The 14729-nt window shown below is 70.2% G+C and carries 13 protein-coding genes; 11 read left to right on the top strand and 2 right to left on the bottom strand.

The features are described 5' to 3' along the window. Positions 1-22 precede the first annotated feature (22 nt). From HED23_RS34590 to HED23_RS34580, 3 genes are read left to right on the top strand one after another with little or no spacing between them, the layout of a single operon-like run. Positions 23-955 (top strand): DUF5819 family protein, encoded by a 933-nt coding sequence (locus HED23_RS34590; RefSeq protein ID WP_203187762.1) that lies wholly within the window; start codon positions 23-25, stop codon positions 953-955. Continuing rightward, positions 952-2223 carry an HTTM domain-containing protein gene (locus tag HED23_RS34585; RefSeq protein WP_203187243.1) on the top strand — a complete coding sequence of 424 codons (1272 nt, stop codon included), beginning with the start codon at positions 952-954 and terminating at the stop codon, positions 2221-2223. The genes HED23_RS34590 and HED23_RS34585 overlap by 4 nt, the downstream gene beginning before the upstream one ends. Continuing rightward, complete coding sequence (locus HED23_RS34580) at positions 2220-2930, top strand: TrmH family RNA methyltransferase (RefSeq protein ID WP_203187242.1); 711 nt, start codon at positions 2220-2222, stop codon at positions 2928-2930. Before HED23_RS34585 ends, HED23_RS34580 begins: the two co-directional genes overlap by 4 nt. Positions 2931-2995: 65 nt before the next feature. On the opposite strand, the gene paaN is transcribed toward HED23_RS34580, so the two are convergent. Further along, entirely contained in the window at positions 2996-4696 is a 1701-nt protein-coding gene (gene paaN / locus HED23_RS34575; RefSeq protein WP_203187241.1) for a phenylacetic acid degradation protein PaaN, read from the bottom strand. 123 nt (positions 4697-4819) lie between these two features. Here paaN and HED23_RS34570 point away from each other — a divergent pair, with 123 nt between their 5' ends. Continuing rightward, entirely contained in the window at positions 4820-5410 is a 591-nt protein-coding gene (locus HED23_RS34570) for a TetR/AcrR family transcriptional regulator (protein WP_203187240.1), read from the top strand. Positions 5411-5426: 16 nt separating this feature from the next. Here HED23_RS34570 and HED23_RS34565 read toward each other — a convergent pair whose 3' ends face one another. Continuing rightward, positions 5427-5948, bottom strand: coding sequence for an Lrp/AsnC family transcriptional regulator (locus tag HED23_RS34565; RefSeq protein ID WP_203187239.1), 522 nt, complete (start codon positions 5946-5948; stop codon positions 5427-5429). Positions 5949-6157: 209 nt separating this feature from the next. Between HED23_RS34565 and pdhA the strand changes: the two genes are divergently transcribed. The 7 genes from pdhA to HED23_RS34530 all read left to right on the top strand — a co-directional run bounded on the left by pdhA (position 6158) and on the right by HED23_RS34530 (position 14721). Then, the gene (pdhA, locus tag HED23_RS34560) at positions 6158-7321 is read left to right on the top strand and encodes a pyruvate dehydrogenase (acetyl-transferring) E1 component subunit alpha (protein WP_203187238.1); all 1164 of its coding nucleotides are present in this window, start codon (positions 6158-6160) and stop codon (positions 7319-7321) included. After that, positions 7318-8349, top strand: coding sequence for an alpha-ketoacid dehydrogenase subunit beta (locus HED23_RS34555; protein ID WP_203187237.1), 1032 nt, complete (start codon positions 7318-7320; stop codon positions 8347-8349). Before pdhA ends, HED23_RS34555 begins: the two co-directional genes overlap by 4 nt. Further along, positions 8349-9737: a dihydrolipoamide acetyltransferase family protein gene (locus tag HED23_RS34550; RefSeq protein ID WP_203187236.1), complete on the top strand. Its 1389-nt coding sequence runs from the start codon at positions 8349-8351 to the stop codon at positions 9735-9737. The genes HED23_RS34555 and HED23_RS34550 overlap by 1 nt, the downstream gene beginning before the upstream one ends. 291 nt (positions 9738-10028) lie before the next feature. Next, positions 10029-10904, top strand: coding sequence for an NTP transferase domain-containing protein (locus HED23_RS34545; protein WP_203187235.1), 876 nt, complete (start codon positions 10029-10031; stop codon positions 10902-10904). Beyond that, on the top strand, positions 10901-12550 hold the full coding sequence (locus HED23_RS34540) for a molybdopterin molybdotransferase MoeA (protein WP_238442224.1): 1650 nt from the start codon (positions 10901-10903) through the stop codon (positions 12548-12550). The genes HED23_RS34545 and HED23_RS34540 overlap by 4 nt, the downstream gene beginning before the upstream one ends. Next, positions 12508-13629, top strand: a complete 1122-nt coding sequence (locus HED23_RS34535) for a potassium channel family protein (protein ID WP_238442223.1) — start codon at positions 12508-12510, stop codon at positions 13627-13629. Before HED23_RS34540 ends, HED23_RS34535 begins: the two co-directional genes overlap by 43 nt. A 105-nt stretch (positions 13630-13734) precedes the next feature. Next, positions 13735-14721, top strand: coding sequence for an NAD(P)H-quinone oxidoreductase (locus HED23_RS34530; protein WP_203187233.1), 987 nt, complete (start codon positions 13735-13737; stop codon positions 14719-14721). Positions 14722-14729: the final 8 nt, after the last annotated feature.

Raw genomic sequence — 14729 nt, 5'->3', positions numbered from 1 at the left:
GATCGACGGTGATCGGGGCGGGATGGACGCGGACCACGGTGGGGGCACCGGAAACGAGAAGAAGCTCGCTTGGCCCGGTGTTACGGACCGCCCGGATCAGGCCGCGGGGGACGATCCTGCGATACCGGACGTGATATCGGAGGCCGGGTCGGGCATTCCTCCGGGCCAGACCGACGCGGCGCCGGGTGACACCGCCTCCGGGCCCGTACCCGGATCGGCAGGACGCCGCCAGGGCGGAGGCATGGCCGCGCTCTCGCTCCCGTACCAGATCGCCGCGGCGCTGGCGCTGTCCGTCATAGGGCTGCTGGCCTGCGCGCACGTTGCCATGATCTTTCTGCACGTCGCACCGTCGAACACGCTGACGAAGCAGCATGGCGAAGTGGTCGATGACTGGGTCTTCCCCGAGTTCGAGCAGAACTGGAAGCTGTTCGCCCCCAATCCGCTCCAGCAGAACATCTCGGTGCACGTGCGGGCCGAGCTCGCCGACAACGGTGCCGACGGCAGCAGGATCACCCGCTGGATGAATCTCTCGCGCGACGACGGCGAGTCGATACGCGGCAGTCTCCTCCCCAGCCACGTAGACCAGAACGAGCTGCGCCGCGCATGGGACTTCTACAGCGGGTCCCATGACAGCGAGAGCCGCCCCAACGGTCTGCGCGGTGAGCTCTCCGAGCGCTATATCCGCCGCATCGTCATGCTGCGCCTCGCCGAGTACGGCTACGGCGGCACGGTCGAGCGCATCCAGGTGCGGTCATCCGTACGTTCCGTCGGGGCTCCGACGTGGAGCGACGAGAAGATCAGTACCCGGCCGGAGTACAAGGAGCTTCCGTGGTGGACCGTCACCCCGTCAGACCTCCCAGCGGCGGACGTGGCCGATCAGGCCTCGCAGGCCGGGAAGGCGGAGGCCGGGAACCCGCAGGCCCGGAACCCGCAGGCCGGGAAGGCGGAGGGATGAGGGCCCCAGCCCCGGTCCGTCAGGGCGCCGGAACGGCCGGGCGCTCGCTCGCCGGCGTCATCCAACGCGTCACGGCCTCGCCCCTCGGCGCCTACCAGAGTGCCGTGGTCCGGATCGGAGTCTCCGCGACCTATCTGCTGTTCCTTCTGCGGGAGCTGCCCCACCGTCACGAGCTGTACGGCCCGGACGGCCCGTGGAGCTGGGACATGGCGCGTCGGCTGATCGCCAACAACGACGCCTTCACTGCCCTGATGTGGTCGGACGGCACGCTCTGGTTCGAGACCGTGTACGCGCTCACGCTGGTGTCGGCCGCGCTGCTGATGACCGGCTGGCGGACCCGGGCCACGTCCGTCCTGTTCATGACCGGGGTGCTCTCCCTGCAGAACCGCAGCATCTTCATGGGTGACGGCGGCGACAACGTCATTCACCTGATGGCGGTCTATCTGGTGCTGACCCGTTGTGCGCGGGTCTGGTCCCTGGACGCGCGCCGCGCGTCGCGGGACGCCGCTCGTCTCGCGGAGGGATACCGCCCGGCCCGCGACGTCGCGGGGCCGGCCCTGTGGGTGGTGCTCGGCTGTGTTCTCCTGCCCGCCACCGTCATGGGAGGACTCGGTGGCACGTGGTGGCTGCCTTCCCTCCTATGGGTGCTGTGGCTGGGGAACGGCGTCTGGTGGGTCCTGAACCGCCACGCGCCGGACCATGAGCTGCGCGTCCTGTCCGACGTCCTGGCCAACCTCGCCCACAACGCGGCTCTTTTCGTGATCATGGCCGAGGTGTGTCTGATCTACGCGACCGCCGGCTGGTACAAGATCCAGGGGTCCCGCTGGCAGGACGGCACCGCGATCTACTACCCGCTCAAGCTGGACTACTTCACCCCGTGGCCCGAGCTCTCCGGTCTCATCGCATCCAGCGCCCTGGCGGTCATGGTGCTGACGTATGCCACGGTGATCGTGCAGGTCGCCTTCCCGTTCACGCTCTTCAACCGGCGGGTCAAGAACGTCCTGCTGGTCATCATGATCGGCGAGCACGCCGGGATCTCCGTCCTGCTCGGGCTTCCCTTCTTCTCCATGGCGATGATCGCCGCCGATGCCGTCTTCCTGCCGACGGTCTTCCTGGTGTGGCTGGGACACACGGTCTCGCAGGGCCGGCAGCGCCTGCTCTCCCGGACGGTGGGCAGGATCCGGCTCCCCGGGCAGCGCCGGATGGGGACGGTCGACGAGGAGGCCGCGCGCGGCGGCGGTGGCAGTGGCCATACGCTCGTCGGGTGACCAGCGAGACCGGCAGTACAGAAGAGCCCCGTGAGGCGGCCACGCCCGATCCCACCGCGGAACCGATCCAGTACGACGAGGGGTATGGCGCCGTGATCGGCGTCGGGCCGCACCCGCTGCCCTGGCCCGAGGGGGAGCGCTACGATCCGGAACTCCTTGCCCACGGTGACCGGCGCAATGTCGGCGACTCCTACCGGTACTGGACGCGGGAGGCGATCGTCGCCGATCTGGATCTGCGTCGGCACGACTTCCACGTGGCGGTGGAGAACTGGGGCCACGACTTCAATATCGGATCGGTGGTGCGCACCGCCAATGCCTTTCTCGCGAAGGAGATCCACATCGTGGGCCGGCGACGCTGGAACAGGCGGGGCGCGATGGTCACCGACCGCTACCAGCACGTCCGGCACCACCCGGACACGGCCGACCTGACCGCCTGGGCGGAGGCCGAGGCACTGCCGATCATCGGGATCGACAATCTTCCCGGTGCCGTGCCGCTGGAGCGGACGGACCTGCCACGCCGCTGTGTGCTGCTGTTCGGACAGGAGGGACCGGGGCTGACGGAGGAAGCGCGCAAGCACGCCTCGATGGTGTGCTCGATCGCGCAGTTCGGCTCGACGCGGTCGATCAACGCCGGCGCGGCCGCTGCCATCGCCATGCACGCCTGGGTGCAGCGCTACGCGGACATTCCGGATCCGCGCGACGGATGATCCGGTGGAGCGGATCCCCGCTCCACCGGTTTTGTCAGGCGTCACAGGTCAGAGCCGGCCCGGGCTCAGGCCTGGCGGCGGACCTCCACCACCCGGAAACGGTTGGACACGAACGCCCCGTCGCAGAGGGCCGCGTTGGCCGCCGGATTGCCTCCAGAGCCATGGAAGTCGGAAAAGGCGGCGGTCTGGTTGACGTACACGCCGCCGGTGAGATTCAGCGAGAGCTGAGCCGATTCGTCGAAGCAGACGTCTTCCACCGCCCGTTCCACTTCGGGGGAGGTCGTGTAGGCGCCTACGGTCATCGCGCCCTTCTCGCGGACGGTGCGGCGCAGCAGGTCCACAGCGTCAGCGGTCGAGTCGACGGCGACCGCGAACGAGACCGGGCCGAAGCACTCCGAGAAATAGGCCGCCCCGTCGTCCTTCTTGGTGCCGTCGAGTTTCACGAGCACCGGCGTGCGGACCACGGCGTCGGGGAAGTCGGGGTTGACCACCGGGCGCGAGGCGAGTGCGACGTCACCCAGGGCCGCGGCTCCTTCCAGCCGGGCCTTCACGTCCGGATTCACCAGGGCGCCGAGCAGCCCGTTGGCCCGGGCGTCGTCACCGAGGAGGCCCGTCACCGCTTCGGCGATGTCCGCCACCACGTCCTCGTAGGACTTGGCGCCCGCGTCGGTCGTGATGCCGTCGCGGGGGATGAGCAGATTCTGCGGGGTGGTGCACATCTGGCCGCTGTAGAGGGAGAGCGAGAACGCCAGGTTCGAGAGCATGCCCCGGTAGTTGTCGGTGGAGTCGAGGACGATCGTGTTGACGCCCGCCTTCTCCGTGTAGACCTGGGCCTGCCGGGCGTTGGTCTCCAGCCAGTCGCCGAAGGCCGTGGAACCCGTGTAGTCGATGATCCTGATTTCGGGTCGTACCGCGAGAGTCTTGGCGATGCCCTCGCCGGGCTGCTCGGCCGCCAGGGCGACGAGGTTCGGGTCGAAACCCGCCTCGGCCAGCGCCTCGCGCGCCAGCTGGACGGTGAGGGCCAGCGGAAGAACCGCCCGTGGGTGCGGCTTGACCAGGACGGGATTGCCGGTCGCGAGCGAGGCGAAGAGGCCCGGATAGCCGTTCCACGTGGGGAAGGTGTTGCAGCCGATCAGCAGAGAGATGCCGCGCCCGGCCGCCGTGTACGACTTGTGCAGCTGCAGCGGGTCGCGCTTTCCCTGGGGCTTCGACCAGTCGGCGCTGCGCGGCGTCCGCGTCTGTTCCTCGTAGGCGTATGCCACGGCCTCCAGGCCGCGGTCCTGGGCGTGCGGGCCGCCCGCCTGGAATGCCATCACGAACGCCTGCCCGCTGGTATGCATCACCGCGTGCGCCAGCTCGTGGGTACGGGCGCTGATCCGGGCGAGGATCTCCAGGCAGACCAAGGCCCTGGTCTCGGGCCCTGCCGCGCGCCAGGAGCCCATGGCGGCACTCATGGCGGGAAGCAGGATGTCCGGGTCGGCATGCGGATACTCGACGCCGAGCTCCGGCCCGTACGGCGAGAGCTCTCCGCCCGTCCAGCCGTCGGTGCCGGGCTGGCCGAGATCCAGCCGGGTGTTGAGCACGGCGTCGAACGCGGCCTTTCCCTCGGCAGCGCCGAGGCTGCCGGGAATGCCTCCCTCGCCGTAGGCCTTCGGGTGCTCGGGATGCGGGGACCAGTAGGCGCGTGTGCGGATCGCATCGAGGGCCTGGTCGAGCGTCGGGCGGTGGATCTCGGACAGCTTCTCGGGGGAAAGCTCGGCGGCCATGACGGACCAACTCCTCGACGAGCCGGGCAGGGACGTGCTGACGGAGTTAGAGTAACCGAACGATCGGTCGGGACAAGGGGCCCCAGGGAACCTGTGGACAACTCATGGGGGAGGATCGCGGTCATGACCACGGCCAAGCGGGACACGTACACCCCGGAAACACTCCTGTCCGTTGCCGTCCGTGTTTTCAACGAGCGCGGCTACGACGGCACGTCCATGGAGCACCTTTCCAAGGCGGCGGGCATCTCCAAGTCGTCCATCTACCACCATGTGGCGGGCAAGGAGGAGCTTCTGAGGCGTGCGGTGAGCCGGGCGCTCGACGGTCTCTTCGGCATCCTCGGCGAGACCGGGGCGATACAGGGGCGGGCGATCGCCCGGGTCGAATACGTCACGCGCCGCACGGTCGAGGTGCTCATGGCGGAGTTGCCGTACGTCACTCTGCTGCTGCGCGTACGAGGCAACACCAAGACGGAGCGCTGGGCGCTGGAGCGTCGCCGCGAGTTCGACCAGCGGGTGTCCGAGCTGCTCAAGGCCGCGGTGGAGGAGGGGGACCTCCGCGCGGACGTGGACATACGCCTTGCGACCCGGCTGCTCTTCGGCATGGTGAACTCGCTGGTCGAGTGGTACCGCCCGCAGCCGGGCGGCTCCGCGGAGGCGGAGCAGCTTGCCGACACGGTCGTCCAGCTCGCCTTCGAAGGGATGCGGGCCGGCTGACCCGGGACGAGGAGCCCTAGGCGAGCTCGGCCGGGCGGTCCGGACGCGGGCCCAGGTCGGTCTCCTCGAACACCAGCAGGGTGCGGGTGGACAGCACCTCGGGTATGGCCTGGATCCTGGTCAGGACCAGCTCGCGCAGCGCCTGGTTGTCCGGGGTGTGTACCAGGAGCAGGACGTCGAAGTCGCCGCTGACCAGTGCGATGTGGGTGGCACCCGGGAGTGCCTGGAGCTGTTCGCGCACGGTGCGCCAAGAGTTCTGGACGATCTTGAGCGTGATGTAGGCGGAGGCGGCCTGTCCCGCCCGTTCGTGATTCACGCGTGCGCTGAAGCCGCGGATCACGCCGTCCTCGACGAGCCTGTTGATCCGGGCGTACGCGTTGGCCCGTGAGACATGGACACGTTCCGCGACGGCCCGTATCGAGGCGCGGCCGTCCGTCTGGAGGATGCGCAGGATCGCGTGGTCGGTGGAATCCAGCGGCCGTGCGGGCGGAGTACGTACGGGCTCCCCGCTCGCATCGGCCATTTGTTCAGCCGGCATCTGCCCGCGCCTCCCTGTTGTGGACGACCTGCACCTATCCCAGGCTGTGGAGAACCGTTTGTCCACAGGCTGAAGGTGCCTGTAGCCAAATTGCGCCCACGACCGAACAATCGGTAGGTGAGGCACACCACGCCGTGCCCTGCTCACGCCTCGACATACCTGCAGATTTCGATGACCTCGATACATCTCGATGCCAGGAGGTGCTTGTCATGACGGTCCAGGAGCTGCCCGGCGCAGCCGCCTACCGGCCCACGCCGCCCCCGGCCTGGAAGCCGCTCACCGATCCCGCGCCGCTGCTCCCGGACTCCGAGCCGTACCGCGTGCTCGGTACGGAAGCCGCGGCCGGCGCGGACCCCGAGCTGCTGCTCAGGCTCTACGCAGAGCTGGTGCGCGGTCGCCGGTACAACGCTCAGGCCACCGCACTGACCAAGCAGGGCAGGCTCGCGGTGTACCCGTCGAGCACCGGTCAGGAAGCCGCTGAGATCGCCGCGGCGCTCGTGCTGGAGGACCGGGACTGGCTCTTTCCCAGCTACCGCGACACCCTCGCCGCGGTGGCGCGTGGACTGGACCCGGTCGAGGCGCTGACATTGCTGCGCGGGGACAGACACACTGGGTACGACCCGCGTGAGCACCGAATCGCCCCACTGTGCACCCCTCTGGCCACCCAGTTGCCGCATGCCGTCGGCCTGGCGCACGCGGCGCGCCTGAAGGGCGACGACGTGGTCGCTCTCGCGATGGTCGGCGACGGCGGGACGAGCGAGGGCGATTTCCACGAGGCGCTGAATTTCGCGGCAGTCTGGCGGGCCCCGGTCGTGTTCCTCGTACAGAACAACGGCTTCGCGATCTCCGTGCCACTGGCCAAGCAGACCGCGGCTCCGTCCCTCGCGCACAAGGCCGTGGGGTACGGGATGCCGGGACGCCTGGTCGACGGCAACGACGCGCCCGCGATGCACCAGGTGCTGAGCGAGGCGGTGGCCAGGGCCAGGCGCGGTGGGGGCCCGACACTGGTCGAGGCGGTCACGTACCGCATGGACGCCCATACGAACGCCGACGACGCCACCCGCTACCGCGGCGACAGCGAGGTCGAGGTGTGGCGCGCACATGATCCGATCAGGCTTCTCGAACGGGAACTGACCGCGCGTGGCCTGCTGGACGAGGACGGCATCGAGACGGTGCGGGCGGCGGCGGAACGGATGGCGGAGGGGCTGCGGGAGCAGATGAACGCCGATCCGGTGCTCGACCCCATGGATCTGTTCGCCCATGTCTACGAGGAACAGACCGGCCAACTCCACGAGCAGGCGGCACTGCTGCGGAGCGAGCTGGACGCAGAGCACGGCCCGGGCGACGAGAGCGGCGCGGAGGAGGGGCGATGACCACCGTTGCAGCGACGGCCGGTGAACGGACGGGCAGGGCCAGACCGGCCACGATGGCTCAGGCACTCGGTCGGGCGCTGCGCGACTCGATGGCGGAGGATCCGACGGTGCACGTCCTGGGGGAGGACGTCGGCACGCTCGGAGGAGTTTTCCGCGTCACCGACGGACTGGCGAAGGAGTTCGGCGACGACCGCTGCACGGACACGCCGCTGGCCGAGGCGGGGATCCTCGGCGCGGCCGTGGGCATGGCGATGTACGGACTGCGGCCCGTGGTGGAGATGCAGTTCGACGCCTTCGCGTATCCGGCGTTCGAGCAGTTGGTCAGCCATGTCGCCAAGATGCGGAACCGGACGGGTGGCGCGATGCCGCTGCCCATCACGGTGCGGGTGCCGTACGGCGGAGGGATCGGCGGGGTCGAGCACCACAGCGATTCCTCCGAGGCGTACTACATGGCGACTCCCGGCCTGCATGTCGTGATGCCGGCAACGGTCGACGACGCGTACGGGCTGCTGAGGGAGTCGATCGCCTCCGACGACCCGGTGGTCTTCCTGGAGCCGAAGAGGCTCTACTGGTCCAAGGCCGACTGGTCGCCGGACGCGCCGGCCCGGGTCGAGCCGATCGGGCGCGCCGTGGTCCGGCGCCCCGGGCGCAGCGCGACCCTGATCACCTACGGGCCGTCTCTCCCGGTGTGCCTGGAGGCAGCCGAGGCCGCCACGGCCGAGGGATGGGATCTGGAGGTGGTCGACCTTCGGTCGCTCGTGCCCTTCGACGACGAGACCGTCGCCGCATCGGTCCGCCGCACCGGGCGGGCGGTGGTCGTCCATGAGTCGTCCGGCTTCGGCGGACCGGGCGGTGAGATCGCGGCGCGGGTCACCGAGCGGTGCTTCCACCACCTGGAGGCACCGGTCCTGCGCGTCGCCGGGTTCGACATCCCCTACCCGCCGCCCATGCAGGAGCGGCACCATCTGCCGGGCGTGGACCGAGTGCTCGACGCGGTTGCCCGTCTTCAGTGGGAGGCCGGGAGCTGATGGCGCAGGTACTCGAATTCAAGCTGCCGGACCTGGGCGAAGGCCTGACCGAAGCCGAGGTCGTGCGCTGGCTGGTCGAGGTCGGCGACGTCGTCGCGGTCGACCAGCCGGTGGTCGAGGTCGAGACGGCCAAGGCGATGGTCGAGGTGCCCTGTCCTTACGGGGGCGTCGTTACAGCACGATTCGGCGAGGAGGGCGCGGAGCTCCCGGTCGGCGCACCGCTGCTGACCGTGGCAGTCGGGTCGGTGGAGCCGACGACGGGGCACAGGGCTTCCGACAGGTCCTCCGGAGACGGCAGCGAGAGCGGCTCCGGCAATGTGCTGGTCGGCTACGGGACCGGCGCACCCGCCGCGCGGAGACGCCGGGTCAGGCCTGCTCAGGTACCGGTCCCGGTCTCGGCCGCAGCTTCCGGCTCGGCCACAGCTTCGGTCTCGGCCGCAGTTCCGGCCTCGGAGCCGGTGCCGAGCGCCGCTCCGGTCCTGGGAGTGACCGAGCCGGAGGGGCCCGTCGCCGTCATTTCCCCTCTGGTCCGGAAGCTCGCCCGGCAGCATGGTCTCGATCTCCGGCAGATCGCAGGTACGGGACGGGACGGGCTGATTCTGCGTACCGATGTGGAGTCCGCGATCAGGGCCGTGGGCGAGGAGCCTGCTTTCGGCGCGGCCCCGGCGGCCCGGCCGGAGCCTGACAAGTCGTCCGAGCGGATCGCCCTGCGCGGGGTCCGGGGCGCGGTCGCCGAGAAGCTGTCTCGCAGTCGGCGGGAGATCCCAGATGCCACATGCTGGGTCGATGCCGATGCCACCGCACTGATGGCAGCACGGGCCGCCATGAACGCCCACGGCTCCGCCACAGGGGCGAAGGTGTCGGTGCTCGCTCTGCTGGCACGCATCTGCACGGCGGCTCTGGCACGGTTCCCCGAGCTGAATTCGACGGTGGATGCCGAAGCGCGGGAGATCGTGCGGCTTCCCGAGGTCCATCTGGGCTTCGCCGCCCAGACGGAGCGCGGCTTGGTGGTTCCGGTGGTACGGGACGCGCACACGCGGAACGTGGAATCGGTCGGGGCGGAGATCACGCGGCTGACCGAGGCGGCCCGGGACGGGCGGCTGACGCCGGCGCAGCTCACCGGTGGGACGTTCACGCTGAACAACTACGGGGTGTTCGGCGTCGACGGTTCGACGCCCATCATCAACCACCCGGAGGCAGCCATGCTCGGCGTGGGGCGGATCGTGCCCAAGCCCTGGGTGCACGAAGGCGAGCTGGCGGTCCGCCAGGTCGTCCAGCTCTCGCTCACCTTCGACCATCGGGTCTGCGACGGCGGTACGGCAGGCGGATTCCTGCGGTACGTGGCCGACTGCGTGGAGCAGCCGGTGGTGCTGCTGCGCACGCTGTAGCGGATCCGGACCGTGGGTGGCCTCGTCCCGGGCTTCCCGCAGGTTCGGTCCGTCGGCTTCCTGCGGGGTCGATCTCTGGGCTCCCCGCGGGTTCGGTCCCCCGGGCTTCCGCAGAGGCCGGCCTCTGAGCTTCCCGCGTGTCCGGTCCCCGGGCTTTCCTTCGGGGTCGGCCTCTGGGCTCCCCGCGAATCCCGCACCTGGGCTTCCGCCAGCTCCGTTCCGGGGCTTCCCGCGTTGCTAGTTCACTCCCCGGGGGGCCGCCATGGACGCGCGGCCCGCATACTCGGGAGCATGACCGCCTATGACGCCATCGTTCTGGCCGGGGGGGCTGCGAAGCGCCTGGGGGGAGCCGACAAGCCAGGGCTCCGTGTAGGCGGCCGTGCGCTGCTCGACCGGGTACTCGCAGTCTGTGCCGACGCCGGGTCCACCGTGGTGGTCGGCGGACGCAGGCCCACGGTGCGTCCGGTCACCTGGACACGTGAAGTGCCCGAGGGAGGCGGACCGTTGGCCGCGCTCGGTGCCGGTGTGCGGCACACCGAGGCGGAGTGCGTTCTCGTACTCTCGGCGGATCTGCCGTTCCTGGGGGAGTCGACCGTCCGTTCGTTGCTGTCGGCGGCGGCGCCCGGGGCCCGCGAGGGGGCCCTGTGCACCGATCCCGACGGCCGGGACCAGCCATTGGTCGCGGTCTACCGGGCCGAGCCACTGCGCCGGGAACTCGCCCTTCTCGCCACCGAACACGGCAGCCTCGCAGGTCTCCCACTGCGGTTGCTGACCGCAGAGCTGGATCTGGTCAGGGTCCAGGCCGGTCCTCTGGCCTCGTTCGACTGCGACACCTGGGAAGACATTGCTGCCGCCAGGGCGCGGATCAGGGAGCATGGGACCGTGCTGGACGAATGGATCACCGCAGTCAAGAACGAACTGGGCATCGAACTCGACGTCGATACCGGCGTCCTGCTCGACCTCGCCCGTGACGCCGCGCACGGTGTCGCCCGGCCCGCCGCGCCGCTGACCACCTTCCTGGTGGGATACGCGGCGGCGATGGCGAGCAGCGGCAAGAGCCCGGAGGACGCGGCCGCAGCGGTGGCCGAAGCCTCCCGCAAGGCCACCGCCCTCGCGCTCCGGTGGGCGGAGGAAACGGAGGCGGGCAGCGGGCCCGGCACGCCATGACCGCACAAGGGGACGACGCGCGGGCGGCCCAGGAGAAGCGGGCCGAGGAGGAGCGGGCTGTCGAGCAGGCACTGGCACTCGTCGGGCGTCAGCCGCAGGCCGCCCACGCCTCGCCGGACCGGTCCGGCGCGACCACGACGCACGCATCCCTGTCGGCGACGCCACGGCCGGGCAGGCACACCAGCACCAGCCCTCCCCCAGGCCCTCCGACCTCGGCCTCCTTGACCTCAGGTGCTGCGGCTTCAGGTGCTGCGACGCCGGACATCCCGACGCCGGACATCCCGACGCCGGACATCCCGACGCCGGACGCCCTGACGCCGGACGCCCCGGCCGCAGTGGCGTCGGCCCCAGGTGCCTCGGCATCGGGCCCGACCAGCCGTCGAGGGAACTCGCCTTCCCACGGTTCGGCACCTTCCTCGCGCGGCCACCGCGCCTCCGCCACCGCCTGGGCCGGGGCGCGAGCCCTGGCCGAGCGACTCGGCCGTTCCGCCCCCCTGGCCGCTCACCGACTGCCCCTGGACCGGGCTCTCGGGCATGTCCTGGCCGAAGCCGTTGTCGCGCTCACCGATCTGCCGTCGTTCGACACCTCGGCCATGGACGGCTGGGTCGTCGCTGGGCCGGGACCCTGGAGCGCCCGGGAGGGGGAAGGGCTGCTGGCGGGGCGCGGTGCAACAGAGCCGCTGCCCGACGGGCAAGCCTTGAGGATCGCCACAGGCGCCCGCCTGCCGGCGGACGCCACCGCTGTGATCCGCAGCGAGCACGCCCACTGCGACGAGACTAAGGGGCTGCTGCACGCGACCCGCGAGGTCGTACCCGGCCAGGACATCCGGCCCCGGGGCCAGGAATGCCGGTCCGGCGACGAGCTTCTGCCCGTGGGGACAGTGGTGACCCCGCCCGTGCTGGGGCTGGCGGCTGCCGCGGGGTACGACGCCCTCGTCGTCGTACCGCGGCCTCGCGTGGACGTCTTCGTCCTCGGGGACGAGCTCCTCACGACGGGGCTTCCGCGAGAAGGGCTGATCCGGGATGCGCTCGGCCCCATGCTCGCTCCCTGGCTCCGCGCACTCGGTGCGGAAGTCGCCGAGCCCAGGCGGCTCGGCGATGATGCCGGGGCTCTCCGCCGCGCACTCGTCTCCTCCGATGCGGATCTGATTCTCACCACGGGTGGGACCGCCGCCGGCCCGGTGGACCATGTCCACCCGGTCCTGGCCGAGATCGGGGCCGATCTCCTGATCGACGGGGTGGCCGTACGTCCGGGCCACCCCATGCTTCTGGCGCGACTCGCCGAGGGCGGCCCCTGCCTGGTGGGCCTGCCCGGCAATCCGCTTGCGGCGGTCTCCGGACTGCTGACGCTGGCCGAGCCGCTGGTCAGGGGAATCGCCGGCAGACCTGCCCAGGAGCCCTACCGTGCGTCTGTCCATGAAGAGGTACACGGCCACCCGCATGACACCCGGCTGATCCCCGTCGTCCATCGCGACGACAGCGTCGTCCCCCTCCATTACAACGGCCCCGCCATGCTCCGTGGGATCGCTGGTGCGGACGGGCTGGCCGTGGTGCCGCCCGGCGGGGTACGGTCCGGCACCGAGGTGGAGATCCTCGATCTACCGTGGGCCTCGGCATCGCCGTGGACGGAAGGGTGTTTCACGTGAAACTTCCCGGCCACGATGCGATGGCCAGGCGCGCAGACGAGAACGTCGTACCGACCCGGGTGCTCCTGCCCCGGCGAGTGGTCGACAGGCCGCTGCGACAGGTCGCCAAGCGGCTGGCGATGGCTCTCACGGTGCTGGCCACCACGGTCTTCATCGTCTGGGCAGACCGGGACGGCTACCACGACAACGCCGACAGCAAGGTCGACTTCCTCGACGCCGTCTACTACGCCACGGTGACACTGTCGACCACCGGCTACGGCGACATCGTTCCGTACAGCGACCCGGCTCGCCTGGTCAACGTGGTACTGGTGACGCCGTTGCGCGTGCTCTTCCTGATCATCCTGGTCGGCACCACCCTCGAGGTCCTGACGGAGCGGACCCGGGAGGATTTCCGGCTGAACCGTTGGAGAAGCAACTTGCGTGAACACACTGTGGTCGTCGGCTTCGGCACGAAGGGCCGCTCGGCGATCCAGACCCTTTGTGCCACCGGGCTCAAGAAGGACCAGATCGTCATCGTCGATCCGGCCGGCAAAGTGATCGAGGCAGCCAACGCCGAAGGGTTCGTGGGCGTGTTGGGTGATGCGACGCGCAGCGACGTGCTGTTGCGGGCAGAGGTCCAGAAGGCCCGCCAGATCATCATCGCCACCCAGCGCGACGACACTGCCGTGCTGGTCACCCTGACCGCACGTCAGCTCAACCGGGGCGCGAAGATCGTCGCCGCCGTGCGTGAGGAGGAGAACGCGCCACTGTTGCGACAGTCCGGCGCGGACGCCGTGATCACCAGTGCGAGCGCGGCGGGCCGTCTGCTCGGTCTCTCGGTCCTCAGTCCCAGCGCGGGCACGGTGATGGAGGATCTCATCCAGCAGGGCAGCGGCCTCGATCTCGTCGAGCGACCGGTGATAAAGGCCGAGGTGGGCAAGAACGTCCGGGAGACCGACGACCTGGTGGTCAGTGTTCTGCGTGGCCACCGGCTGCTCGGTTACGACGATCCGGCGGCCAGTCCTCTGCAGCTGACGGACCGGGTGATCACGATCGTGCGTGCCTCGCCGCTTCACACTTCGCCGATGAACCATCCGTAGCAGCCCAATCAGCGCCCCTGAAAACCGTCCTCGGTAACAGCGGCTGGACACGACGCAGGCAGGTCCACCCCCGTCGGCGCCGTCCCACGGAGTAGCCTCGCGGCCATGTATGCGATCACGATCCCCGAACCCGGCGGCCCCGAAGCGCTCGTATGGGCCGAGGTCCCCGATCCCGTACCAGGCGAGGGCGAAGTCCTGGTCGAGGTCGTGTCCAGCGCGGTCAACCGGGCCGACGTCCTGCAGCGGCAGGGCTTCTACAACCCCCCGCCCGGCGCCTCTCCTTACCCAGGCCTGGAGTGCGCGGGCCGCATCGCGGCGCTCGGCCCGGGCGTGACCGGGTGGGCGGTCGGCGACGAGGTGTGCGGACTGCTCGCGGGAGGCGGGTACGCGGAGAGGGTGGCCGTGCCTGCCGGCCAGCTGCTGCCCGTGCCCGACGGTGTCGACCTGGCCGAAGCCGCGGCACTGCCCGAGGTGGCGGCGACGGTCTGGTCCAACGTCTTCATGGTGGCCCACCTGCGCCCCGGTGAGACTCTTCTGGTCCACGGCGGTTCCAGCGGGATCGGCACGATGGCGATCCAGCTCGCAAAGGCCATCGGCGCACGCGTCGCGGTGACTGCCGGAGGTCCCGAGAAGCTGGCGCGCTGTCAGGAGCTCGGCGCCGACATCCTCATCGACTACCGCGAGCAGGACTTCGTCGAGGAGCTGCGCAAGGCGACCGATGGGGCGGGAGCGGACGTGATCCTCGACATCGTCGGGGCGAAGTACTTGGACCGGAACGTCCGGGCACTTGCTGTGAACGGTCGCCTCGCCATCATCGGACTCCAGGGCGGCGCCAAGGGCGAGCTGAACCTGGGCGCCCTGCTGAGCAAGCGGGCGGCCGTCACGGCCACGTCGCTGCGCGCACGGCCGCTGGCGGAGAAGGCCGCGATCATCGCGGCGGTACGCGAGCACGTGTGGCCGCTGTTCACCGACGGCGTCGTCCGGCCGGTCGTGGACCGAACGATGCCGATGGCGGATGCGGCGGAGGCCCACCGGCTGATGGAGTCCAGCAGTCATGTCGGCAAGATTCTGCTGGCCGCGCCACAGGCCTGACGCGAAGG

This window comes from Streptomyces pratensis (assembly GCF_016804005.1).
Classification (GTDB): Bacteria; Actinomycetota; Actinomycetes; order Streptomycetales; family Streptomycetaceae; genus Streptomyces; species Streptomyces pratensis_A.
Note: the sequence above shows the minus strand (reverse complement) of the source record. Positions and strands in the feature narration are given on the sequence as shown.